Source organism: Gemmatimonadota bacterium (assembly GCA_016713785.1).
In the GTDB taxonomy this organism is placed as follows: domain Bacteria; phylum Gemmatimonadota; class Gemmatimonadetes; order Gemmatimonadales; family GWC2-71-9; genus JADJOM01.
The window spans coordinates 860938-882873 of the sequence record JADJOM010000001.1; the positions used below are offsets into that span (position 1 = coordinate 860938).

At 72.2% G+C, this 21936-nt stretch carries 21 protein-coding genes; 14 read left to right on the top strand and 7 right to left on the bottom strand.

Features of this window, described 5'->3' with window-relative positions; all coding sequences use genetic code 11:
- Positions 1-53: 53 nt before the first annotated feature.
- Complete coding sequence (locus IPJ95_03780; protein ID MBK7922737.1) at positions 54-566, bottom strand: GNAT family N-acetyltransferase; 513 nt, start codon at positions 564-566, stop codon at positions 54-56.
- Positions 567-678: 112 nt separating this feature from the next.
- On the opposite strand from IPJ95_03780, the gene IPJ95_03785 reads away from it, so the two are divergent.
- The 6 genes from IPJ95_03785 to IPJ95_03810 all read left to right on the top strand — a co-directional run bounded on the left by IPJ95_03785 (position 679) and on the right by IPJ95_03810 (position 6720).
- The gene (locus IPJ95_03785; protein ID MBK7922738.1) at positions 679-2859 is read left to right on the top strand and encodes a VWA domain-containing protein; all 2181 of its coding nucleotides are present in this window, start codon (positions 679-681) and stop codon (positions 2857-2859) included.
- 3 nt (positions 2860-2862) lie between these two features.
- Positions 2863-3366 carry a sigma-70 family RNA polymerase sigma factor gene (locus IPJ95_03790; GenBank protein MBK7922739.1) on the top strand — a complete coding sequence of 168 codons (504 nt, stop codon included), beginning with the start codon at positions 2863-2865 and terminating at the stop codon, positions 3364-3366.
- Positions 3353-4420, top strand: coding sequence for a zf-HC2 domain-containing protein (locus tag IPJ95_03795; GenBank protein ID MBK7922740.1), 1068 nt, complete (start codon positions 3353-3355; stop codon positions 4418-4420). Before IPJ95_03790 ends, IPJ95_03795 begins: the two co-directional genes overlap by 14 nt.
- Positions 4421-4457: 37 nt before the next feature.
- Positions 4458-5447, top strand: a complete 990-nt coding sequence (locus tag IPJ95_03800) for a hypothetical protein (protein MBK7922741.1) — start codon at positions 4458-4460, stop codon at positions 5445-5447.
- Between the two features lie 97 nt (positions 5448-5544).
- Complete coding sequence (locus IPJ95_03805) at positions 5545-6096, top strand: hypothetical protein (GenBank protein MBK7922742.1); 552 nt, start codon at positions 5545-5547, stop codon at positions 6094-6096.
- Positions 6097-6174: 78 nt separating this feature from the next.
- Positions 6175-6720: a porin family protein gene (locus IPJ95_03810; protein MBK7922743.1), complete on the top strand. Its 546-nt coding sequence runs from the start codon at positions 6175-6177 to the stop codon at positions 6718-6720.
- A 49-nt stretch (positions 6721-6769) separates the two neighbouring features.
- Here IPJ95_03810 and IPJ95_03815 read toward each other — a convergent pair whose 3' ends face one another.
- Complete coding sequence (locus IPJ95_03815; protein MBK7922744.1) at positions 6770-7945, bottom strand: aminoacetone oxidase family FAD-binding enzyme; 1176 nt, start codon at positions 7943-7945, stop codon at positions 6770-6772.
- Positions 7946-8119: 174 nt separating this feature from the next.
- Here IPJ95_03815 and IPJ95_03820 point away from each other — a divergent pair, with 174 nt between their 5' ends.
- Entirely contained in the window at positions 8120-9496 is a 1377-nt protein-coding gene (locus IPJ95_03820; protein ID MBK7922745.1) for a tryptophanase, read from the top strand.
- 47 nt (positions 9497-9543) lie between these two features.
- Here the strand turns inward: IPJ95_03820 and IPJ95_03825 are convergent, their stop codons facing one another.
- The 5 genes from IPJ95_03825 to IPJ95_03845 form a co-directional block, all read right to left on the bottom strand.
- Positions 9544-10455 (bottom strand): prohibitin family protein, encoded by a 912-nt coding sequence (locus IPJ95_03825; GenBank protein ID MBK7922746.1) that lies wholly within the window; start codon positions 10453-10455, stop codon positions 9544-9546.
- The gene (locus tag IPJ95_03830) at positions 10439-10705 is read right to left on the bottom strand and encodes a hypothetical protein (GenBank protein MBK7922747.1); all 267 of its coding nucleotides are present in this window, start codon (positions 10703-10705) and stop codon (positions 10439-10441) included. Before IPJ95_03830 ends, IPJ95_03825 begins: the two co-directional genes overlap by 17 nt.
- 178 nt (positions 10706-10883) lie before the next feature.
- Positions 10884-11402 (bottom strand): hypothetical protein, encoded by a 519-nt coding sequence (locus tag IPJ95_03835; GenBank protein MBK7922748.1) that lies wholly within the window; start codon positions 11400-11402, stop codon positions 10884-10886.
- Positions 11403-11505: 103 nt separating this feature from the next.
- Complete coding sequence (locus IPJ95_03840; protein MBK7922749.1) at positions 11506-12909, bottom strand: MBOAT family protein; 1404 nt, start codon at positions 12907-12909, stop codon at positions 11506-11508.
- A complete protein-coding gene (locus IPJ95_03845; protein ID MBK7922750.1) occupies positions 12896-13951 on the bottom strand; it encodes a hypothetical protein in 1056 nt (351 codons plus the stop codon). Before IPJ95_03845 ends, IPJ95_03840 begins: the two co-directional genes overlap by 14 nt.
- A 64-nt stretch (positions 13952-14015) precedes the next feature.
- On the opposite strand from IPJ95_03845, the gene IPJ95_03850 reads away from it, so the two are divergent.
- From IPJ95_03850 to IPJ95_03880, 7 genes are all read left to right on the top strand, one after another.
- Positions 14016-16103: a thioredoxin domain-containing protein gene (locus tag IPJ95_03850; GenBank protein ID MBK7922751.1), complete on the top strand. Its 2088-nt coding sequence runs from the start codon at positions 14016-14018 to the stop codon at positions 16101-16103.
- 70 nt (positions 16104-16173) lie between these two features.
- Positions 16174-16620, top strand: coding sequence for a peptidylprolyl isomerase (locus IPJ95_03855; GenBank protein MBK7922752.1), 447 nt, complete (start codon positions 16174-16176; stop codon positions 16618-16620).
- A 20-nt stretch (positions 16621-16640) separates the two neighbouring features.
- Positions 16641-17045, top strand: a complete 405-nt coding sequence (locus IPJ95_03860; GenBank protein ID MBK7922753.1) for a hypothetical protein — start codon at positions 16641-16643, stop codon at positions 17043-17045.
- 172 nt (positions 17046-17217) lie between these two features.
- Complete coding sequence (locus IPJ95_03865; protein MBK7922754.1) at positions 17218-18585, top strand: outer membrane protein transport protein; 1368 nt, start codon at positions 17218-17220, stop codon at positions 18583-18585.
- A gap of 18 nt (positions 18586-18603) precedes the next feature.
- Positions 18604-19866: an SGNH/GDSL hydrolase family protein gene (locus IPJ95_03870; GenBank protein MBK7922755.1), complete on the top strand. Its 1263-nt coding sequence runs from the start codon at positions 18604-18606 to the stop codon at positions 19864-19866.
- A gap of 72 nt (positions 19867-19938) precedes the next feature.
- Entirely contained in the window at positions 19939-20520 is a 582-nt protein-coding gene (locus IPJ95_03875; GenBank protein ID MBK7922756.1) for an HAD family hydrolase, read from the top strand.
- A complete protein-coding gene (locus IPJ95_03880) occupies positions 20517-21935 on the top strand; it encodes a phosphatidylserine/phosphatidylglycerophosphate/cardiolipin synthase family protein (GenBank protein MBK7922757.1) in 1419 nt (472 codons plus the stop codon). Before IPJ95_03875 ends, IPJ95_03880 begins: the two co-directional genes overlap by 4 nt.
- Position 21936 lies beyond the last annotated feature (1 nt).

The window sequence follows — 21936 nt, forward strand, 5'->3', positions numbered from 1 at the left end:
ACACCTCAGGCTACCCGGGCCGAGTCACGATCCCGCCACGGAAACATCACAGTTCATTCGGGCACCGTGGTGGCGTAGACCTCCTCGCCGGTCTTCCGGAACCCGCGCCGCAGGTAGTTGGGAAGCGCGCCCGGATGGTCGAGGGTGCAGGTGTGCAGCCAGACCCGCGCCGCGCCCGCTCGCCACGCCTCCTGCACCGCGCGGGTCAGGAGGTACTTGCCGAGCCCGCGCCCCTGGTACTCCGGCAGCACGCCGAAGTAGGCGATCTCCACCGCCCCGTCCTCCGGCCCACGCAACTCGAAGAACCCCGCCGGCGCGCCCGCCACCGCCAGCAGCCAGATCGCGCTCGGCCCCGCGAGCCAGGCCCGGAACTGGGCCTCAGTCCAGGGGAGCCGGTCCCGCCAGTGGTACAGCCTTCCGACCTCGACATAGAGATAGCGGTAGAAGTGCCAGGGGCAGTCGGCGACCCGCTCCAGCCGCACCTCCGGCCCCGCCGAGCCCTCGTCCCGCAGGTCGGCGGGCGAGGTCATCTCGAGGTAGGTCCGCACCACGTCGATGGTTGGCATGCCTGTACGATAGGACGGCCGGCCCGGCCGACCAAGGCCGCGCCGCTCCCGCCGTGCAAATCCCGGCCCCCGGCGCATCCCCTCGCCGTCTCCACAGGCCAATGAGGGTCCCATGCATCGCACGCTCCTGGGCGCCGTCGCGCTCCTGTTGTCCGCCGCCCCCGTCGCGGCGCAGGGCTGGATCGAAGTCGACCGCCCCCGCACCACCGTTCCCGTGTCGCCATCCATCGTCCGCGTCGGCTCCGAGGTCCGCACCGTCATCGAGGGGCGGATTGCGCGCGTCGAGGTGGAGGAGCGGTTCCGCAACACCGGCGGCGGCCTCGCGGAAGGCACCTACCTGTACCCACTCCCCGGGGAGGCGGTGTTCCAGAACTTCTCGCTCTGGATGGGGGAACAGGAGATGAAGGGCGAGATGATGAACGCCGAACAGGCTCGCGGGATCTATGAGGAGATCGTGCGGCGGCAGAAGGACCCGGCGCTGCTCACCCTCGCCGGCCACGGCCTGGTGCGGGCGCAGGTATTCCCCATTCAGCCGGGCGAGACCCGCAAGGTGGTGCTCCGCTACACCCAGCTGCTCGACCGCGCCGGCGACGCGCTGCGCGTCCGCTACGCCCTGGGTGTCCGTGGCGGCGAGGGCGGCACCTGGCGCCTCACCAGCCGCGGGGAGGACACCTACGGCACCCCCTACTCACCGACCCATGCCCTCACCGTCCGCCGGGAGCGCGGGACCCTCGAGGTGAACGTGGATACCCATGGCGGCGGCGACATCGAGCTGCTGCTCCCGCTCCGACGCGGACTGGTCGGCACCAGCGTGCTCACCAGCGCCCCCGGTGGCGAGGACGGGTACGCCATGCTGCTGCTGGCGCCGGCGGAAGCAGAGGAGGGCCCGGTCGTCCCGCGCGACGTCGCGTTCGTGGTGGATGTCTCCGGCTCGATGTCCGGCCAGAAGATGGACCAGGCCCGGGCTGCGCTGCGTCAGGCCCTCGGTACCCTGCGCGGCGGTGACCGCTTCCGCCTGGTGGCCTTCAGCTCCGGCGTGCGACACTTCCGCGACGGCTGGGCGCCGGTCACCCCCGAGGTGCTGGCCGAGGCGCGTGGGTTCATCGATGGCCTCAACGCGGATGGTGGCACCAACATCGCGGGCGCGCTCGATGCCGTGCTGGGCACCTCGGTGCCCGAGGGACGGCTGCCCCTGGTGCTCTTCATGACCGACGGGATTCCCTCCGTGGGCGAGGAGCAGCCGGACCGCATCGCCGCGCTGGCGGCGAGCCGGGTGGGACGCGCCCGCCTCTTCACCGTGGGCGTGGGGACCGACGTCAACACCTACCTGCTCGACCGGCTGGCCAAGGAGGGGCATGGTGCCGCGGAGTACGTGGCGCCCGAGGCGGACGTCGAGGTGGCCATCGGAACGCTGATGAGCAAGCTGCGCCGCCCCGCGCTGGTGAACCTGCGCATCGTGGAGAGCCCGGTGGCCCTGCGCGAACTCTCCCCCGCGCAGCTGCCGGACCTGTTCTATGGCGAGGAACTGGTGATCTTCGGGCGCTACCGGGGCCAGGGGTCGGGCACCGTGGTCTTCGAGGGCGAGCGCAACGGGCGCCGCGAGCGCTTCACGGCCCAGGCCACCTTCCCCGCGACCGCCCACGAGAACGAGTTCATCCCGCGGCTCTGGGCCGCGCGCCGGATCGGCGACCTGAACCGCCAGCTTCGCCTGGAAGGCCAGTCCGACGCCCTCATCCGCGAGATCCGCGAACTCGGCCTGCGCTACGGCATCCTCACGGAGTACACCTCGTACCTGGTGCAGGAGCCGACCCTGGCCATGAACCAGCCCGGGACACCCGGCACGCGCCAGCCGCGCCGTGACGTCATGCCCATGGCCACCCCGGCCCCCGCCGCCCAGACCGGCGCGGCCTCGTTCGAGGCCGCCAAGGCCAGCGGACAGCTCTCCCGCGCCACCAGCCTCGCCGATGCCGAAGTGGCGGCGGATGCCCGCCTCAATACGCTGACTGGCGGCAGCCGCGAGGTGCGCCGGGCCGGCGGCCGGGTGTTCACCCGGACGGGGACCGTCTGGACGGACGTGGGCCACGGCGATAGCCTCCGGGTGCTCGACATCGCCCCCTACAGCGCCGCGTACTTTGCCCTGACCCGCGCGCTGCCCGAGCTGGCGCCCAGTCTTGGCGTCGGCGAGGAGCTGCTCATCGCGGGCCGGCGCGCCAGCCTCAAGGTCGCCGCGGGCGGCCGGACCACGATCAGCGATGCAGAACTCAAGGCGTTCGTGCGGGACTTCCGTGGATAACCGATGAGCCAGGTACCGATCGAAGAGCTGTTCGCCCAGTTCCACCAGCCGCTCGTGCGGATGCTGTATCGCCGCACGGGCGACCAGGACCGGGCCGAGGACCTCGCGGCGGAGGTGTTCGCCCGCGCCCTCGCCTCCCCACCGGACAATCCGCGCCCCTGGCTGTTCGCGGTGGCGCTCAACCTGGTGCGGGACGATGGGCGCCGGGCGGTGCGCCAGGGACGGCGGCTGCAGCTGCTCAAGGGGGAGAGCGCGACCAGCGCCAGCCCCGCGGACGAGGACTACGAACGGACCCAGAAGACCCGGGCCGTCCAGGCCGCCCTGGCCGAGATGCGGGACCTCGATCGCGAGGTGCTGCTGCTCAAGGCCGAGGGCTTTGACTACGACGAGATCGCGGCCGCCACCGGCCTCGCCAAGGGCGCGATCGGCACCACGATCTGCCGCGCCCGCAAGCGGCTGGTGGAACTGGTCCGCGCGCAGGAGAAGGATCGCCATGTCGCATCTTGATGAAGGCCAGCTGACCTGCCTGCTCGACGACGAGCTCACGGCCGACGAGCGCCGCGCCGCCGAGGCGCACCTCGGCGCGTGCGCGGAGTGCCGGCGGCTGTACGAGGAGATCCGGGCCTTCTCCGGCGAGGCCGATGCGCTGGTCACCGCCGTCGAGCTGCCCCGGCAGCCGGCCGCCCCGCCGGCGCGCTCCGCTCAGCCCACCACGGCCGGGACCTCCCGGACGCCGCTGCCGTGGCGATCACTCGCCTGGGCCGCGACGGTGATCCTGGCCATCGGGCTGGGCTACTCGATGCGGACCCGGCCGACGGGCATGGCCCAGAGCGACATCGGAACGGACAAGGGCGTGGCGGAGCGGGAGATCGCCCCGCCGGCCACCGCCCCGGTGCCTCCGGAGTCCGGCCCGCCGGCCGTGGGATTCACCCTGCCGCGGCCGGCCGACGCCCCCCCGCCGGCGGCGCCGGCGCAGGCGCGCTCGGAAGAGGCGGCTACTCCGGCGGCGACGCCGGCCCCGACCGCCCTGCGTCGCGACAACCGGCTCACGGAACTGGCGTCCGACGCAACGGCCCCCGTGGCAGGGGCCACCGGGAACCTGGACCGAACACCGGCCGTATCGACCAAGCAGGCCCCCGCCGAGGCCCGGTCCATCGCCGCACCTGTTGTGGCGTTCCATCAGGTGGCCATGGAGGAGGCCGTGAGAACCCTCGGTGGGACAATCCGTCTTCTGGATGGCCTCAAGCCCCAGCGGGTGCTCACCGGGCCGGGAACCCTGGTCCCCGGCGCCAGCGCCGACTTGCCGGTGGTTCGGGTGGTCTACGACGATCCCCCAGGCCGGGAGCTCTGGCTGGACCAACAGCGACTCCGGGTGGCCGAGGGGGTCCGGACGGGACTGACGGCAAGCGCGGCCCCCCTGCTGGTGGGGGACACCGTGGCAGCGCCCGCGGCCCAAGGCATGCAGAGTGTCCGGTGGATGGACCAAGCTGGTTTCAGACTTGCACTTACGGGATTTCTCCCGACCGACTCCCTGCGGGCACTCCTCCGGAGGGTCGAGTAGCGGGCGGCGGCTGGCCCCGGAAGGTAGATTCCACGGCATGTTTCACCTGAACGACCGGCTCCTCGAGAAGCTCATCGACGGGAGCGCCAGCGGCTCCGACGTGCACCGCATCCGTAACCACACGGAGTCGTGCCGTGCGTGTGCCCGCCGGCTCGAGGAGTGGCGGGACAACTACCAGGAGCTCGACCAGCACTTTCCCGAGCTGGCCACCGAGAGCGGTCCCGCCGCCACGGTGACCCCCGGCGGCTTGGTGCTGATGCCGTCGGTGGAGGAGCCGAGGCGGCGCTGGGAGCTGGAGCTCTCGACCCTGCTGTGGATCGCCACGGTGCTGATGGCGCTGCTGGTGGGATACGGCGCCAGTCGGCTGCGCCAGCCCAACGAAGGGATGGCCGTGGCCAATCGCGGGACGACCCAGGCCCCGCCCCCGGCCCCGCGCCCGCCCGCGGCGGGTCTCGCGGCCGGAGGCGCTGCGGCGGTGCCGCCGATAGAGCCCGTGCCGCAACCCACCGCGACCTCGACCCGCCCGAACCCCGTGCCAGCGGCCACGGCGTCCCCGAGCCGGCCCACCCCGCCGCGGGCCAGCCCGTCGTCGGCCCCCGCGAGCGCCCCAACCACCGAGCCCAAGCCGCTCACGGTCTCCCCCCGTTTTCGTGCGGTGGGCGCGCGTGAGGCGAGCCTGCGCCTCGGGGGGCGTCTGCGCATGGTGGCGGGGCTCGAGCCGGATCACATCGAGGTCGGACCCGCGACTGCGGTCCCAGGCGCGCAGGCCGGACTCGACGTGGTGCGCGTGGTCTACCGCACCGCCGACGGCGGCCGGATCCTGGTGGACCAGCAGCTGATCCCCGCCGACTCTTCCGGGTTCCGTCCGATCGACGACCCCACGCTCGAGAGCGGCGAGACGGCCTACGGCACCTCCCCGACCGGGGTCTCGGTGGCCACCTGGCTGGACGAGGAGGGCTATCGCATCTCGGTGGTGGCCCAGGCCCCCGTGGATTCCCTCAAGCGGCTGGTACAGCGGGTCGAGTAGCCTCCGGCAGTGATCCGCGCCGCAATGTGACACCGGTTACGGCACGGCTCTCCCGGCCCACCCACCATTGGAGCCTCGCACCCCTACGAGGCCCCTCATGCCGTCCCGTCACCTCCGGGCAGCCTGCCTGCTCGCCCTCCCGCTGTTGTCGCTCCCCGCCACCCTCGCCGCCCAGGGGGACATCCGTCTCGGCCTTGGCGCCGGGATCACCATGCCGCTGCGCAGCTACGGCGACGTGGTGGACAAGGGATGGATGGGCAACGCGAGCCTGACCTTCTTCCCGGCGGCCTCGGCCGCCCTCGGCTTCCGGCTCGATGGGTTCTACGGCCGCAACAGCCTGAGCGCGATCAGCGGGCGGCAGACCCAGGTGGGCGGCACCGCCAACCTCGTGCTGCAGTTCGGTGCCCGGCGGTCACCCAACCGGTTCTACGTCTTCGGCGGTGGGGGCTACGTGAAGACCACGAACTCGAGCCCCAACTTCGGCAAGCTGAGCGACACCAACCCCGCCCTCAACGGCGGCGCCGGGTTCAGCCTCGGAGCCCGGTCGCTGGCCCTGTTCGTGGAGGCGCGGTACATCAACGTGTACACCGACGGGGTCAAGCCCCAGTACGCCCCCCTCATGGCCGGCGTAACCTTCGGCGGATTCTAGCCGTACGCTAGTTTCCGCTGCCCGTCCGCCGGCCACGACGGCCGGATGCCCGGGCAGATCTCACAGAGGAGCAACACAATGAAGCGTGTCGTACTCTCGATGGTAGCCGTCGCCCTGGCGGCCCAGGTGTCCTCCACCGCCCTCGAGGCACAGTCGAAGCTCTCCTTCGGCGCGGGGGGCGGCCTGACACTGCCGCTCGGCGATTTCAATGACGTCGCCAAGCTCGGCTGGCACGGCCTGGCCGTGATCGGTTATGCGCCATCGGCCTCACCGGTCGGCTTCCGTGGTGACTTCATGTACGCCCAGAACAGCATCGATGGCGCGGACGGCAAGACCAAGCTCGCCGGGGGCCTGGTGAACGTGACCTACGCCTTCCAGAGCAAGGGCTCGATCAAGCCGTACCTGATCGGTGGCCTGGGCCTCTTCAACGCGAAGGTCGACATCACCGGGTTCGGCTCGGACAGCGAGACCAAGCTGGCCGCGGGTGGCGGGCTCGGCCTCAAGTTCCGGGCGGGCTCGGACGCGAGCATCTTTGCCGAAAGCCGGTTCATCAACGTCTTCACCTCGGACAATTCAACCAACTTCATTCCGCTGACGGTCGGCATCCAGTTCGGCACCAGGTAGGCCGCGCGCCGCACCTGGGCGAGGGGCGGGCCATCCGGCCCGCCCCTCGTCACGTCCGGGCCGCCCCCAGACCCGCGGTGCGCCCGGTGGCCCAGGCCCACGCGAAGTTGTAGCCGCCGATCGGGCCGAACGCGTCCAGGACCTCGCCGGCAAAGTGCAGGCGCGGCACCCGGCGGCTCTGCAGGGTGGCCGGATCCACGTCACCCAGCGCCACGCCGCCCCCCGTCACCTCCGCCTTCTTGTAGCCCTCGTCCCCGGTCCAGGGGAGCGGATAGCGCGCCAGCCGCTCCACCAGCGCGCGGCGGTCCTCGCGACGCAGCTGGGCCAGCTGGGTGTCGGCAGGGATGCCGCACTCCTGGAGGAGGACCTCCGCCAGGCGAGCGGGGAGCTCTTCCTGCACTCGCCGCAGGACACCCTGGGCGGTGCGGGCAGTCAGACGCGCCTCCCACGCACCGGCGTCGAGGACGCCCCACTGCACCGTGACGCGGGCCCGGCCGGGACCGTCGCGGTACTGGGCGGGGAGGTGCGAGATGTCGAGCACCGCCGGCCCGCTGTACCCCCGGTGGGTGAAGAGAAACCCGCCCTGGGCGCGGGCCACATGATCGCCGGCGCGCGCCTCGATGGTCACGTCGAGGGAGAGGCCGGACAGCGCCGCATGGGCGGCGGGCTGCGCCAGCAGCGGGGTGAGCGCGGGATAGGTCGGCACGAGGGCGTGCCCCAGCTCGCGGGCCAGGCGGAGCCCGAAGCCGTCACTGCCGGTCGCGGGCACCGACAGGCCGCCGGTGGCGATCACCAGTGCCCGCGCCTCCAGGCTCCGGCCCGAGGCGCTCTCCAGCCGCCAGCCGTTGGGTGCCGGTTCGGCGCGGGCGAGGGTCCACCCGAAGCGGCACTCCGCCCCCGCGGCGCGCGCGGCCTCCACCAGCCGGTCGCGCACCTCGCGCGCGCGGTTGGAGGCGGGAAAGAGCTTCCCGCTCCCGGCCTCGAGAGCGAGCGGCAGGCCCAGGTCGCCCTCGAAAAAGGCCCGCTGCTCGCGCAGCGGCCAGGCGGCGAGGAGCCGCCGCACCAGGTGCGCCGGGGCCGCGGAGACGAAGCGCGCCGGATCCAGCACTGCGGGGAGGATGTTGCACCGCCCCCCGCCGCTGATCAGGATCTTGCGGCCGCCATCGGCGGTGCCGTCGACCAGCACCACGGGCCCGCCGGCCCGGGCGGCGTGGATGGCCGCCATCAGACCGGCGGCGCCGGCGCCGACGATTACCACCGGCCGGTCAGTCGCCACGGGCGGGCAGTGCGGAACGGAGGGACAGGACGCGGTGTCACGTGGGCTGGAATATGCCGGATCGGGGCTCCCGCCTCCATATTTCCTGTCTGGCCCCCACCCGAACCGGAAACGCGGATGTCCATGAAGACGATCATCGAGCCGTTCCGCATCAAGTCCGTCGAGCCGATCCGCCTGACCACCCCGGCCGAGCGGGAGGAGCGGTTGCGGGAGGCCGCCTACAATGCCTTCCTGCTCCGCTCGGAGGACGTGCTGATCGACCTGCTGACCGACAGCGGCACCTCGGCGATGTCGAGCGAGCAGTGGGCGTCGCTGATGCGTGGGGATGAATCGTACGCCGGCAGCCCCTCGTGGTACCGGTTCGAGAAGGCGGTGCAGGATATCTTCGGCTTCCAGCACGTGCTCCCCACCCACCAGGGGCGCGCGGCGGAGCGGATCCTCTTCTCGGTGCTCTGCAAGCCGGGCGACGTGGTGCCGAGCAACACCCACTTCGACACCACCCGGGCGAACGTGGAGTTCACCGGGGCCCGCGCCGTGGACCTGGTCATCCCCGAGGGCCGGCAGCCGCAGGCGGTGCACCCCTTCAAGGGCAACATGGACGTGGCGGCGCTGGAGCGGCTCATCGCCGAGGTGGGGCGCGAGAAGATCCCGCTGTGCATGCTGACGGTGACCAACAACAGCGGGGGCGGGCAGCCGGTGTCGATGGCCAACATCCGCGCCGTGTCGGCGGTGTGCCGGGCGCACGGCATCCCGCTGTACATCGACGCCTGCCGGTTCGCCGAGAACGCCTACTTCATCAAGCTGCGCGAGGCCGGCTACGCGGACCGCTCGCCGCTGGCGATCGCGCGGGAGATGTTCTCCCACGCCGACGGCGCGACGATGTCGGCCAAGAAGGACGGCCTGGCCAACATCGGCGGGTTCCTGGCCAGCAACAACGCGCAGGTGGCGGTGCAGGAGCGCAACCTGCTGATCCTCACCGAGGGCTTTCCCACCTACGGCGGACTGGCGGGCCGCGACCTCGAGGCCATCGCGGTCGGGCTGCACGAGGCGCTGGCGGAAGACTACCTGCTCTACCGGATCACCTCGACGACCTACCTGGGGCGGCACATCTCCGAGGCCGGCGTGCCGATCGTGCAGCCGCCGGGAGGCCACGCCGTGTACATCGATGCGGCGGCGCTCTTTCCCCAGATCCCGCCACACGAACTGCCGGGCCAGGCCCTGGTGGTGGAGCTGTACCGGGAGGCGGGCATCCGGGCGGTGGAGATCGGGACGGTGATGTTCGGCCGGCGGGACCCGGCCACGGGAGCGGAGACGACCGCCCCGATGGAGCTGGTGCGGCTGGCCATTCCGCGGCGGGTCTACACCCAGAGCCACATCGACTACGTGGTCGAGGCCATCCTCAACGTGTACGCCCGCCGGGCCGCGGTGCGCGGCTACCGGTTCGTGGAGCAGGCGCCCTTCCTGCGGCACTTCACCGCGCGCTTCGCTCCGCTGGGCTGACCGGCCGGCGGCCGCCCGGGAGGCCGGGGCCTCCCGGGCGGGCTCCGCTAGTGGCTCAGCGGCAGCGAGAGCAGCGGCGCGTTGCCGCCGGCCACCTGCGGCATCTTGCCATCCCACCGCTTGGCGACCTCGTACTGCACCAGCGTGCCGGTGATGCTCTCCGCCAGCAGCCGGTTGGCCCGGGCCTGCGCCTCGGCCTCGGCCAGGATGGCCTTGGCCCGGCCCGCCGCCTTGATGGAATCTCCCTGCGCCTCGTACCGGTTCTTCTGCAGCTCGTTCTCGGCCGTGAGGGCCTGCTGCTGCATCACGTTCTTCTGGTTGATCGCCTCCATCACCGCCGCCGGCGCCCGCAGCTCGTTCAGCGTGAACTGCCGCACCAGGATCCCGTACGTCGCCAGCCGCTCGGTCAGCAGCGCCTGCACCCGGGCCACCACCTGCGCCTTCCGGGGCCCGATGATCTCGGCGATCGGCTCGCTCCCCACCACCTCCTGCAGCGCCTGCCGGATCGACTGCTTCACGTAGGTGCGCTGGATCGCCCCGATGTCACTCCGGAACGTGGTGTACAGCTCCGGCACCCGTGCCGGGGCCAGCTCGAACGACATCGAGACGTCGAGCGACAACGGCTGCCCCTCCACGCTGTTGACGTTGATCTCGTCGTTGTGCGGCGATCCCTCCACCACCGACTGGGTGAGGATCAGGGTCTGCATGTACGTCGGGTACTCCTCGATCCCCGTGGTGAGCGGGTTGCGCAGGTGGAATCCCGGCCCGAGCGGTGTCGGGTCGACCCCGCCGCCCGCGCGGTGAATCACGATCCCCACGCTGCCCGGATCCACATACGTCACGCACGAGGGCACGGTGGCCGCCACCAGGAGCAGCAGCAGCCCCAGGCCCAGCAGGGTCGCGAGCGCGCCCCCGCGCTCACCCGCCCGGCGGACCCGCCCTTCATGACGCACCGACATCGTTCATCGCCTCCTCGAAGGACTGTGGAATGGCCGTCCCGCCGCTCTTCAGGCGGACGGGACACTCGGGAGCCTGCCTCCCGTGAATCACGCATGGATGGCTGGAGCGGCGAGCGGCCGCGCGGTGGTGACGGGCCTGCCGCCACTGGAGCCCCGGTGGCGACCGGCGCCACGCCCGCGTGAACACCGCGACCGCCGTCGCAACCAGGGTTGCGACGAGGACCACGATCTCCAGCAGGATGGCGAGCATCGGTGCGCCCGATCGGACCGGGGCGTTCGGAAAGAGGTGACGGGGACGTACGGGGCATCGCCCCGGCGGTTTCCGCCGAAGCGATGCCGAAGGCAGGGGAAGCGAATCCCCCCGCGGCGGTTAGCCCGCGCGGGCGGAGCCGCGCGTCAGGCGGCGACGTTCCGGGCCGCTACGTCGATCAGGTCCGGCGGCGATACAGGCCGTCGAAGGACACCTGCCAGCTCTGGCCGCCGTCGCTGGACGTTTCCCAGAGCTGCCGCACGGTGCCGTCGGCGTTGGGCGTGAAGCTGAGCCGCTGCGACTGCGGCCGGCCGTCGGGACCGGGCGCCGTGCCAAGCAGTGTCAGGCGGCCCTCCGTGAAGCGGCCCGCGAGCTGCAGGCCGTTGCCCTGGTTGTCCACCCAGACCTGATGCCACTCGCCGGTGCCGCGATCGTACCAGTTGAGGCTCTGGCCCGTTCCGCCCCGGGAGCCGACCCAGTGCTCATGCAGCAGGCAGCCGTCCTCCTCCAGCGTGATCTCGTTGGTGCCAGCGGCGTTGCCGCCCACGGTCACGTCCCAGCGCCCGAGCCAGAAGTCGAACTGTCGTTGGGACGCCTCCCCGCAGCCGAAGGCGGGCGCGGCATTCTGGGCCCCGAGGGCGGCGGGGAGGAGCCCGAGCAGCAGGACGAGCGTCAGCCGGCGGATGGGGCGGCGCATGAGGCACTCACGATGTCGGGGTGGGACCGGGGCAGGTGCCGCGGCAGGCGTCCCCTACGGGCGTGGCCCCGGCGCCGGTTTCGGCCGGGCGGGACGTCGCGTTCTAGAACTGGAAGTAGAGGAAGGGGCTCGGCGACGCGAAGCGCAGGATGGCGAGCAGGAACACCACGGCGAGCGCGGCGCCCGCGAGCCGCCCGCGTGGCAGGCGCCAGTGCCAGGGATCGGGAACCCACCACGCGATGGCGCATCCGACCGAGAGCAGGGCCACCACCGTGGGCACGCCCAGCAGGTCGACGTTGCCACCCTCGCCCGCCGGACCGAGCCCACCGAGGCGCATGAACAGCAGCCCGGCCTGCGGAAGGTCGGCGGCGCGGAAGAGCACCCAGCCCAGCGACACGGCGAGGAAGGTGGCCGCCATGGCCAGCGCCGGCGAGCGCGGCCCCCACCCGCGTTCGCGAAAGACCGCGTGCCCCGCCAGCAGGGCCCCGTGATAGAGCCCCCACAGCACGAAGGTCCAGGCGGCGCCGTGCCAGAGGCCGCCGAGGAGCATCACCAGCACCAGGTTGCGGAGGGTGCTCAGCCGCCCGTGCTGGTTGCCGCCCAGCGGGATGTAGAGATAGTCCCTGAGCCAGAAGGAGAGCGACATGTGCCACCGGCGCCAGAAGTCCGCGATGTTCGTCGCCTGATAGGGGGCATCGAAGTTCTGCGGGAAACGGAAGCCGAGCAGCGCGGCCAGGCCGATGGCCATGTCGCTGTAGCCGGAGAAGTCGAAGTAGATCTGCAGGGTGTAGCCGAGCAGCGCGACCCACGCCTCGAGGGTGTCGAGCAGCGGGATCCGGCTCCAGAGCGGCGCCACGATGTGCGCCGCGATCGGGTCGGCGAGCAGGACCTTCTTGGCCATCCCCACGACGAGGAACCAGATGCCGAGGGCCCACAGCGCGCGGTCGGGGCGGCGCCCGAGCCGCGCGAACTGCGGTGCGAGGTCGGCGTAGCGCACGATGGGACCGGCCACCAGGTGGGGGAACATCGCCACGAAGGTGGAGAACTCGAGGAGGCTCCGCGCGGGCTGCAGCCGGCGGCGGTAGATGTCGATGGTGTAGCTGATCGAGTTGAAGGTGTAGAACGAGATGCCCACCGGCAGCACCAGGTGGAGCAGCGGCAGGTCCAGCGGGGCCCCGAGCACGCGGCCCAGGCCGTTCAGGCTGCCGGCGAAGAAGTCGTAGTACTTGAAGACCCCGAGGATCCCGAGGTTGAGCGCCAGCAGCAGCACCAGGCAGGCACGACGACGCCCTGGCGCCTCGGTGCGGCCAAGGTAGGCGCCCGCAGCGAAGTCGGCGGTGGTGGAGACCAGCATGAGCGGGACGAAGCGCCAGTCCCACCAGCCGTAGAAGAGGTAGCTGGCGAGGGTGAGCAGGCAGAGCCGGCTGCGGACCCCGGGGAGCAGCCACCACCCGAGCAGCACCGCCGGGAGGAAGGCCAGGACAAAGACGTAGCTATTGAAGAGCACAGGGCTCCGGCGCGCCCAGCACGCGCTGCACCACCCGCGCCGCGACCGGGGCGAGGAAGTGGATGCCGTCCACGTAGTCGCCGGCCAGCGCGCTGTCCACCAGCCCGTCCATCGGGACGTAGCGGAGCAGCCCCTCCCGTTCGAGGCTGCGGAGCAGCAGCACCGTCTCCTCCGTGCGCTCGCGCCACGCGGTGCTCGCCGCGGCGCTGGCGAAGTCGGGATGCACCGGCGGGATGAAGGCGATCACCTGCCGGCCATCGCCCCGCGCCTCGCGCAGGAACTGCCGGAGCCAGCTGAGCCGCATCGGGTCGAGCCGGCCAAAGGACTCGTACCGGGCGAGGATTCCCGGCAGGGACGCGCGCACGGCACTGGCCGCGTCGAAGCGGCCGGCGGCGCGCGCCGCCTCGATACGCGGGTAACGCTGGCGGCCATCCGGCTCGAGAACGGCCTCCGGAGGTCCCGCCGGTTTCCGTACCGCCGCCCAGGCCGACTGCAGCGCCCCCTGGACCGCCTGCCATCCGAGGAGGTCGGCCGCGAGCGTGACATCGGTCGCGGCCGGCTCCTCCGGCAGGAGCGGCGCGAGGCTCCGGCTCAGGGTGAGGGGCCGGTGCGGGCCCGCGCCAGGCTGGAGCAGCTCGGGCTCGACCCCCACGAGCAGGGTCGTGGCGCCGCCGGGCGCGCGTGCCCGCAGGTAGCGCCCGATGGCCACCAGGTCCTGGGTGGCGGCGCCGTTCACCGCGAAGTTGAAGGCCGGCCCACCCCCGAGCGCGGTCACGCAGGCCGGCGGCAGCGTCTTGGAACGGGACGATCCGAGGATCACCACGCGCGGGGGCGCGGGGAGCGCCCGGAGCATCGCGGCCTTCTGGTCGCGGTCCGCGCTCACCGCGGGAGGCAGCAGCCCGGTACCAAACCGGCCGACCGGATCCACCAGCACCACCAGCGCGGCCACGAGGGCGAGCAGCGCCAGGAGGGTGGCCAGGAAGCTCCGGAGGAAGGGCCCGTCGTTCGGGGAAGGATCCGGGGCGGCGTGCGGGTGGGTCATGCGCCGAAAAGTAGGGACGGCGCCCCCGCTCCGCGCCTGCCCGGCACCCATCTACCTTACGGCCATGACCAACCGCCTCGCCGGCGCCCGTTCGGCCTACCTGCAGTCCGCCGCCCACCAGCCGATCCACTGGCATCCCTGGGAGCCGGAGGCCTTTGCGCGGGCCGCGGCCGCGGACCGGCCCGTGTTGCTCGACATCGGGGCGGTGTGGTGCCACTGGTGCCACGTGATGGACGGCGAGTCGTACGAGGACCCCGCCCTCGCGGAGTTCCTCAACGAGCACTTCGTCTGCATCAAGGTGGACCGCGACGAGCGGCCGGACGTGGATGCCCGCTACCAACGGGCGGTGCAGGCCATCGTGGGCCAGGGCGGATGGCCACTCACCGCCTTCCTGCTGCCGGACGGGCAGGTCTTCTATGGCGGCACCTATTTCCCGCCGGATGGCAAGTACGGTCGCCCGGGCTTCCGCGCGGTGCTGGCCCAGGTGCTCCACGTGTACCAGACCCAGCGCGACCGGGTGCTGCAGCAGGCGGACGCGCTGCGTCGCGTGCTGGCAGAGCACCTCGACGAGGCCGCGCCGGGCGCGCCCTCGGTGGCGCTGCTCGCCGAGGGCGAGGCGGCGATGGCGCGGCTGTTCGACCCGCAGCATGGCGGCTTCGGCGCGCAGCCCAAGTTCCCCCACCCGGTGGCGGTGCGCTTCCTGCTCAACCGCTGGAGGGACACCGGCGCCGCGGCCCCGCGGGATCTCGCCGAGCACACGTTGGTGGCCATGCAGCTCGGTGGCATCCACGACCACCTCGCGGGGGGCTTCCATCGCTACGCGGTCGACGCCCGCTGGGTAGTGCCGCACTTCGAGAAGATGTCGTACGACAACGCCGAGCTGCTCCGGGCCTACGTCGAGGGGCACCTGGCGCTGGGGCACCCAGGGTTCGCGGCCGCGGCGCGCGGCACCATCCGCTGGGTGCGGGAGGTGCTGGCCGACCCGGAGGGCGGGTATGGCGCCAGCCAGGACGCCGACGTGGGCCTGCACGACGATGGCGACTACTTCACCTGGACGCTGGAGGAGGCCCGCGCCGCCATCGGCGATGACGACCTGCTAGCGGTCGCGGCCGCGTGGTATGACATCGGCACGGCCGGGGAGATGCACCACAACCCCTCGAAGAACGTCCTGCACGTCACCGAGCCGCTGACCGGGATCGCCGCGCGGCTGGGGCTCGACGGCCCCGAGGCGGCCCGCCGGCTGCATGCGGCCGAGGACCGGCTGCGGGCCGCGCGGGCCCGGCGGCCCGCGCCGTTCGTGGACCGGGGCCGCTACACGGGGTGGAACGGCATGCTGGCCGGGGCGCTCCTGGTGGCCGGGGCGGCGCTGGCGGAACCCTGGGCGGTGGAGCACGCGCTCCGTACCCTGCGGCGCCTGCGCGCCGAGCAGGCCGACCCGGCCGCGCTCCGCCACGCCCCCGGGGGCGTGGGCGGCCTGCTCGACGACCAGGTGCAGGTGGCGCTGGCGGCCCTCGAGGCGTTCGAGGTGACCGGCGAGGCCGAGTGGATCGACTGGAGCGGCGCCATCATGGAGCGGGTGTGGCGGGACTACCGTGACCCGCTGGGGGGCGGGTTGTACGATACCGCGGAGCGGGACGGGCCCGGCCTGCTCCCCACCCGGGCCACCCCGGTCCAGGACGCGCCGACGCCCTCGCCGAATGGCGTGGCCGCCCTCTGCCTGGCCCGGTTGCATGCGCACACCCAGGCCCCGGAGTGGGCGGAACGGCGGGACGCGCTGCTCGGCGCCTTCGCCGGGGCCGCCCCGGCGCTCGGCATCTACGGCGCCACCCTGCTGCTGGCGCTCGACTGGGCGGTGCAGCCGGCGGCGCACCTGGTGATCGTCGCGGGCGAGGGACCCGAGGCCGAGCCGCTCGCGGACGCCATGCACCGCGCCGCGCTCGCCACCTGGGTGCCTCGCCGGGTGGTGCGGCGGGTGCGCCCCGGCGACCTCGACCCGGCGGCCACCCCGCCCGCGCTCCGCGCGATGCTCGCCGCCGGGGGCGGCACCCGGGGCTACGCCTGCGTGGGCGCGACCTGCCAGCGGCCGGCCACCGACCTCGCGGGGTGGCGGGCGGCGCTGGCGGCCATCGGTGGCCCGGCCAGGGGCGATTGAGCTATCCCCCCCACGCCCTTATTCTCCCCGTCGACGACGCCGTCCACTCCTCCCCCTTCCATCCCGGACCATGAAGACCGCCACCATCACCACCAGCCGGGGCACCATCGTCGCGGAGCTGTTCGACGAGGACGCCCCGAAGACCGTCGAGAACTTCGAGAAGCTCGCCAACAGCAACTTCTACGACGGGCTGCGGTTCCACCGCGTGATCAGCAACTTCATGGTCCAGGGCGGGTGCCCCAACTCGCGCGACCCGAATGACCCGCGCGCCGGCACCGGCGGGCCGGGCTACAAGATCAAGTGCGAGACCCAGCGCAACACCCACAAGCACGTGGCCGGCACGCTGTCGATGGCCCATGCGGGCAAGGACACCGGCGGCAGCCAGTTCTTCATCTGCCACGCGCCGCAGTCGCACCTCGACGGCGTGCACACCGTCTTCGGCCAGGTCACCACCGGGATGGACGTGGTGAACGCCATCCGCAAGAACGACGAGATCACCTCGATCCGGGTGAGCTGAGCCTGCTGCTCGACTTCGCGGTGCTCGCGGACTACGCCCTGATCGACCAGCAGGGGAAGCTCTCGGTGCTCGGCCTGTTCCAGCACGTCTGGGTGCCGGCCTTCCCCTCGGTGCATCCCCGGGCCCACCTGGTCCTCCGGGTCCGGGGCCGCCGGACCGAGATCGGCACCCACCGCATCCGGATCCGGTTCCTCGATGCGGCCGGCAACGCGCTGGTGGAGGGCGACGGGGCGGTGCATTTCGGGGAGCCGCCGGCCGGCGTCACCGACGTGGAGGCGGGCGCGGTGCTGGTCTTTGACCTGCCGCTCCCGGCGCCCGGCCAGTACGCGTTCGAGATCAGCCTGGACGGGGCCGAGGGATACCGGGTACCCCTGAGCGCCTCCCAGCTGCCGGGGCCCCCAGCGGACACCCCGACACTGCACTAGAACTCCGCGCACGCATCTGCGATGTCGCCGGTCGGATCTCCGATGCGGGGTGCCAGCGCCGCATGCACGTCTCCTTTTGACAAAGTTGTGGCCGGGGCGTAGACTAGCCTAGGCACACCCGCAACACTCGGTTCCTCGTCAACCGATTCCTTCCTCTTTTCGGAGTTCATCTATGCGGCGGTATCCGGTCTGGCTCGCCGTCTGCGGGTCGGTCGTCCTCGCGGGCGCACCCGCGTCCCTGACGGCCCAGGGGTACAGCGTCAATGAGCACAGCTCCTGTGCCATGGGCCGCGCGGGCACGGCGGTGGCCTCTCCCTGCGCGGACGGTTCCTCGATCTTCTTCAATCCGGCCGGCATCGCCAGCGCGGCGAAGGGGGTCTGGACCATCTCGACCGGCGTCACCGCGATCGCGCCGAGTGGCGGCTTCACCAACGACGCCACCGGGCTGCGCACCGACCTCGAGGACATCATCATCCCGGTCCCGGCCCTGTACATGCAGGGCGGGCTCACCGACAAGCTGAGCGTCGGCTTCGGCGCGTTCGCGCCCTACGGCCTGACCACCAAGTGGCCCGAGAAGTCCGAGGCGCGGTTCCGGGGCTACCGCAGCACCATCCGGGCGATCTACGTCCAGCCCACGCTGGCGTACAAGCTCACCAACCAGCTCAAGGTCGGCGCGGGCTTCGACGTGAACTTCCTGCACCTGGCGCTGCAGCAGCGGGTGGACCTGTTCGACCAGGACGCGGCGCCCGGGGTCACCTTCGGGAACCTGGGGTTCCAGCGCGGGACCGACATCGCAGACGTGGAATTGACGGGCAACGGCACGGGCGTGGGCTACCACCTCGGGGCGCTGTGGGAGCCGAGCCGCCGGGTCAGCTTCGGCCTGCGGTACCTCTCGCGGCAGCTGGTGAAGATCAATAGCGCCGAGGCCGCGATCGACCGGGTGTTCACCGGGATCACGCTGGCGCAGGGCAACCCGCTCGGCGCGCCGGCCGGCACCCCGCTCGACAGCGTGCTCTCGCCCCAGTTCAGCGGCAGCGGCCCGCTGCAGGACCAGGGCGGCCGGACCTGGCTGCGCATGCCGGAGCAGCTCACCGCCGGCGTCATGGTGCGCCCCATCGAGAAGCTCAAGCTGCTGCTCGACGTGACCTACACCAACTGGAAGGTGTTCGACACGATCACCATCCACACCGACCTCCTGCCGACGACCTTCCTGGCCGAGAACGCCAACGGGTCCACCGCCTGGCGCTACGGCGCCGAGTACGAGATCAGCGCTGGGAGCGTGCTCCGCGGCGGCTACCTCTTCCACGACGCGGCGCTGCCGGCCGGCTCGGTCACGCCGAACCTGCCCGAAGGCAAGCGGGCGGAGTTCACGCTCGGCTTCGGCACCCGGCTCGGGTCCAAGCTCCACGCCGACGTGGCCTACCAGTACATCCAGCAGCAGAATCGCCGCGGCCGCACCGTTGAATACGGCCTGCCCGACAACGGGCTGTTCGAGTTCAAGGCGCACCTGTTCGGCGCTACCCTGTCCTACACCTTCTGACGCCACCGGAGCCTGATCATGCAGATCAAGCGACTCGTTTCGACCCTGCTCGTCGCGCTGCCGGTGCTCGCGGGATGCCGCACCGACGAGAAGCTCAACGCGCCCGACGTGCTGGACCCGATCTTCCAGCGCTACGTGTCGATGGGCAACAGCATCACCGCCGGCTACATGTCGGCGGGCATCAACGACAGCACCCAGAAGCGCTCCTACGCCGTCCTGCTCGGCGCCGCCATGGGCACCAGCTTCAACTATCCCCGGCTCAACGGCCGGGGCTGCGCCCCGCCGTTCACCAACAACGTGACGCAGGCCCGCGTCGGCGGCGGCACCTCGACCACCTGTGACCTGCGGGTCCCGCTCGAGGGCACCCTCAACAACACCGCCGTCCCCGGCGCGCGGGTGCAGGAGCTGCTCAGCAACTTCGGCGTGCCCGTCTCGTCGTCGAACGCGCTGACCACGTTCTTCCTCGGCGGCAAGACGCAGATCCAGCGCATGACCGAGGCCCAGCCCACCTTCGTGACGGTGTGGATCGGCAACAACGACGTGCTGGGCTCGCTGACCAGCTCGGCCAATCCCGGCAACCCGGCGCTGGTCACCCCACTCAACACCTTCACCGCCCAGTACGACTCGGTCCTCGACGCCATCGAGGCCACCGGGGCCCGCGCCGCGCTGGTGACGGTCGGCGACGTGAGCGTGATTCCCTATGCCTCGAAGGGCGCGATCTGGTACTGCCTCAAGAACGGCGGCTGCCCCGCGCCGCTCCCGCCGCAGGACCCCACGCTCGCCGGCATCCCGACGTTCACGGTGAACGTCAGCTGCGCGCCGGTTCCGCCCGCCGGCGGCGGCCTCAGCATCCTGGTGCCGTGGACCGTGGGCCTCACCAAGCTGAGCACGGCCATCGCCGGGTTCCCCGCCACCATTGATTGCTCGGTGGACAACGAGGTGGTGACCAGCGCCGAGCTGACCGGGCTGGTGACCGCGGTGGCCGGGTTCAACGCCCACATCGTGGCTGAGGGCGCGGCCCGCGGCATGGCGGTCTTCGACATCAACCCGACCCTCGGCGCGCTGGTCCTCAACGGGACCATCCCCCAGTTCCCGAACATCGCGGGTGCGGCCGTGGGACAGCCGGTGACCTTCGGCACGATGTTCACGCTCGACGGGGTCCACCCGAGCGCGCTGGCCCACCAGATCGTGGCCGACTCCCTGGCCTCAGTCATCAACGCCACCTACGGGACCAGCCTGCCGGTCCCGGTCTGCGGCACGGTGAGCTGCCCGGCGCCCTGACGCCCGGCGAGCGCTGCCGTGATCTCCGGCCCCCCGTTGCCTCCGGCGGCGGGGGGCCGTTCATTGCAGGCCATGACTTGGACCCGCGATCGCGCCCTGGCGCTCATGCACGAGTACACCCCGTCCGACGCCCTCCGGAAGCACATGTACGCCGTCGAGGCGGCCATGCGGGCCATGGCGGTTCGCGGGGGGGAGGATCCCGACGCCTGGGGACTGGTGGGGCTGCTGCACGACTTTGACTATGAGCGCTATCCCAACGCCGCCCGCTCCGCCATGGAGGAACATCCCTCCGAAGGCGTGCGGCTCCTTGCGTCGCAGGGCCTCCCTGAGCCGATGCAGCGGGCCATCCTTGGCCATGCGGGCTATACCGGGGTGCCCCGCGACACGCCCATGGCGCGCGCGCTCTTTGCGGTAGACGAACTCTGCGGATTCCTGGTGGCGTGCGCCCTGGTCCGCCCGTCGCGGAGCCTGCAGGACCTCGAGGTGGCCAGTGTCCGGAAGAAGCTCAAGGACAAGGCCTTTGCCCGCGGCGTGAGCCGCGAGGACGTGCTGCAGGGCGCCACCGAGCTCGGCGTGCCGCTCGAGGAACTCATCGCCTTCGTGCTCGAGGCCCTGCGCCCCATCGAGCGCGAGCTGGGGCTGGGCACGGGATGACCGGGCCGGCGGAGCGGCCGACCCGGATCTCGACCACGAGCCGGCCGGCGACGCAGCGGGCCATCGACCGCGCGGCCGCCGCCCGGCCCATCCCGGGGAACCGGGTGGCCCTGCTGCAGGACGGGCCCGCCGCCTACGGCGCCATGCTCGCGCTGATCGAGGGCGCCACCCGGTTCATCCACTTCGAGAACTACATCATCCGCGACGACGCCACCGGCTGGCGTTTCGCGGAGGCCCTCGCCGCCCGCGCCCGCACCGGCCTCCCGGTGCGGGTGCTGTACGACTGGCTCGGCTCCATCGGCACCGGCCGGGCCTACTGGCGCTTCCTCCGCCAGGCCGGCTGCGAGGTGCGCTGCTTCGGGACACCCTCCCTGATCCGCCCCCTCCGCCTCATCGCGCGCGACCACCGGAAGCTGGTGGTGGCCGATGGCGTCCGCGCCGTGGTCGGGGGACTCTGCATCGGTGATGAATGGGCCGGCGATCCGGCCCGCGGCATCCCGCCCTGGCGCGACACCGCCGTGCTCATCGAGGGACCCGCCAGCCACGCACTCGACCTGGCGTTTGCGCGGGTCTGGGCCCGCGCCGGGCTGCCGCTCCCGGAGGAGGAGCACGCCGCCGAGGCGCCCGCCATGGGCGATGCGGCGGTGCGGATCGTGGTGGGGGAACCGGGCAAGCAGCGCGCCTACCGGGTGCTCGAGTACCTGACCGCCGGGTGCCGCCGCCGGCTGTGGATCGTCGATGCCTACCTGGTGCCGCCCGCCCGGCTGTTCGAGGTAATGGCGCTCGCCGAGCGCGACGGCGTGGACATCCGGCTGCTGGTGCCCGGCGCCAGCGACGTCCCGCTGGTGCGGAACCTCACCCGGCTCGGCTACCGCGACATCCTCCGCGCGGGGCTGCGGATCTTCGAGTGGGACGGGCCCATGATCCACGCCAAGACCATGGTGGCGGACGGCCGGTGGGTGCGCGTGGGCACCAGCAACCTGAACGCGTCGAGCCTGGTGGGGAACTACGAACTCGACGTGGTCATCGAGGACCCGGCGCTCGCCCGCGCCATGGAACAGCAGTTCCGGCGCGACATCGCCCAGAGCAGCGAGGTGGTGCGGCAGGTGCGCCGCGGGCCGGCGGCGCTGCGCGGCGTGATGCCGAGCCGCCTGGCCCGGCGCGGGGAGCGGGGCGTGGCCGGGCGGCGGCGAGGCCGGCGGGAGTTCCGGGCCCGCACGGTGGTGGCCGCCCGCCGGCTGGTCAGCGGCGCGTTCCGGTCGCTCGTCGGCCCCGGCATCCTGGCGCTCGCCGTCCTCGGCGTGCTCTTCGTGGGGCTGCCGACGGTGATGAGTTACGTCTTCGGGGGGATCTGCCTCTGGTTTGCGGCGGTGCTCGGGGTCCAGGCCTGGGGACGCCGCGGCGGGTGGGGATGAT

What these genes read in the sequence shown, in the direction of transcription:
- IPJ95_03855 (MBK7922752.1), top strand. Translation starts at nt 16,174, where the DNA reads ATGAAGACCGCCACCATCACCACCAGCCGGGGCACCATCGTCGCGGAG.
- IPJ95_03875 (MBK7922756.1), top strand. Translation starts at nt 19,939, where the DNA reads ATGACTTGGACCCGCGATCGCGCCCTGGCGCTCATGCACGAGTACACC.
- IPJ95_03780 (MBK7922737.1), bottom strand. Translation starts at nt 566, where the DNA reads ATGCCAACCATCGACGTGGTGCGGACCTACCTCGAGATGACCTCGCCC.
- IPJ95_03805 (MBK7922742.1), top strand. Translation starts at nt 5,545, where the DNA reads ATGCCGTCCCGTCACCTCCGGGCAGCCTGCCTGCTCGCCCTCCCGCTG.
- IPJ95_03800 (MBK7922741.1), top strand. Translation starts at nt 4,458, where the DNA reads ATGTTTCACCTGAACGACCGGCTCCTCGAGAAGCTCATCGACGGGAGC.
- IPJ95_03795 (MBK7922740.1), top strand. Translation starts at nt 3,353, where the DNA reads ATGTCGCATCTTGATGAAGGCCAGCTGACCTGCCTGCTCGACGACGAG.
- IPJ95_03785 (MBK7922738.1), top strand. Translation starts at nt 679, where the DNA reads ATGCATCGCACGCTCCTGGGCGCCGTCGCGCTCCTGTTGTCCGCCGCC.
- IPJ95_03810 (MBK7922743.1), top strand. Translation starts at nt 6,175, where the DNA reads ATGAAGCGTGTCGTACTCTCGATGGTAGCCGTCGCCCTGGCGGCCCAG.
- IPJ95_03835 (MBK7922748.1), bottom strand. Translation starts at nt 11,402, where the DNA reads ATGCGCCGCCCCATCCGCCGGCTGACGCTCGTCCTGCTGCTCGGGCTC.
- IPJ95_03850 (MBK7922751.1), top strand. Translation starts at nt 14,016, where the DNA reads ATGACCAACCGCCTCGCCGGCGCCCGTTCGGCCTACCTGCAGTCCGCC.
- IPJ95_03820 (MBK7922745.1), top strand. Translation starts at nt 8,120, where the DNA reads ATGAAGACGATCATCGAGCCGTTCCGCATCAAGTCCGTCGAGCCGATC.
- IPJ95_03845 (MBK7922750.1), bottom strand. Translation starts at nt 13,951, where the DNA reads ATGACCCACCCGCACGCCGCCCCGGATCCTTCCCCGAACGACGGGCCC.
- IPJ95_03830 (MBK7922747.1), bottom strand. Translation starts at nt 10,705, where the DNA reads ATGCTCGCCATCCTGCTGGAGATCGTGGTCCTCGTCGCAACCCTGGTT.
- IPJ95_03880 (MBK7922757.1), top strand. Translation starts at nt 20,517, where the DNA reads ATGACCGGGCCGGCGGAGCGGCCGACCCGGATCTCGACCACGAGCCGG.
- IPJ95_03825 (MBK7922746.1), bottom strand. Translation starts at nt 10,455, where the DNA reads ATGTCGGTGCGTCATGAAGGGCGGGTCCGCCGGGCGGGTGAGCGCGGG.
- IPJ95_03790 (MBK7922739.1), top strand. Translation starts at nt 2,863, where the DNA reads ATGAGCCAGGTACCGATCGAAGAGCTGTTCGCCCAGTTCCACCAGCCG.
- IPJ95_03815 (MBK7922744.1), bottom strand. Translation starts at nt 7,945, where the DNA reads ATGGCGGCCATCCACGCCGCCCGGGCCGGCGGGCCCGTGGTGCTGGTC.
- IPJ95_03870 (MBK7922755.1), top strand. Translation starts at nt 18,604, where the DNA reads ATGCAGATCAAGCGACTCGTTTCGACCCTGCTCGTCGCGCTGCCGGTG.
- IPJ95_03865 (MBK7922754.1), top strand. Translation starts at nt 17,218, where the DNA reads ATGCGGCGGTATCCGGTCTGGCTCGCCGTCTGCGGGTCGGTCGTCCTC.